Genomic DNA, 525 nt, shown 5'->3' with positions numbered 1-525 from the left:
TGACCGCTGACAAAAGAAAAAATCATCAGATAACTGATGATTCCTTTATTTACCGATTTAAAGCTCATTAAGCCGCTCATTTCAGTAATTTTTATAACTTATTTTATTTATCGCCACGGCTACGCATTACGAAGCCAGCTGATTTTTCAGTTCCTGTGGTACGTTTACGAGGAGTTTTTTCACCTTGTTTACGGTCGTCAAAGCGACGGTCATCACGTTTTCCACGGTAACCTCCACGATTATCATCACGGTCTTTCCAGTTACGTTTACGATCTCCACCGCGTTCGCCATCTTTAGAATCACGATTACCACGGTAGCCTCCACGGTTTCCGTCACGATTACCATCACGGTCGCCATTTCCACGGCCTTTGTAGCGTCCGCCGCCACCTTTACCTTTTTTCTTGAATCCTTTTCCTTCACCATTGTATGGTAATGGACGTTCGGCTGTAATTTTAACTTCTTCTTGGTTATCCGGGTCTTTAACACGTCCTTGGAGAAGTAAGGCAACCAATTCTTTAGCATCAA

At 43.2% G+C, this 525-nt stretch carries 1 pseudogene; it reads right to left on the bottom strand.

The window, feature by feature from the left end:
* Window positions 1-103 precede the first annotated feature (103 nt).
* A pseudogene (locus tag BABA_RS11660) lies at window positions 104-525 on the bottom strand (hypothetical protein); the annotation flags it as partial.

The sequence above is a fragment of the Neobacillus bataviensis LMG 21833 genome (assembly GCF_000307875.1).
Lineage (GTDB): Bacteria > Bacillota > Bacilli > Bacillales > Cytobacillaceae > Neobacillus > Neobacillus bataviensis.
The sequence above is the reverse complement of the archived record's forward strand: the minus strand, read 5'-3'. Positions and strand labels throughout refer to the sequence as shown.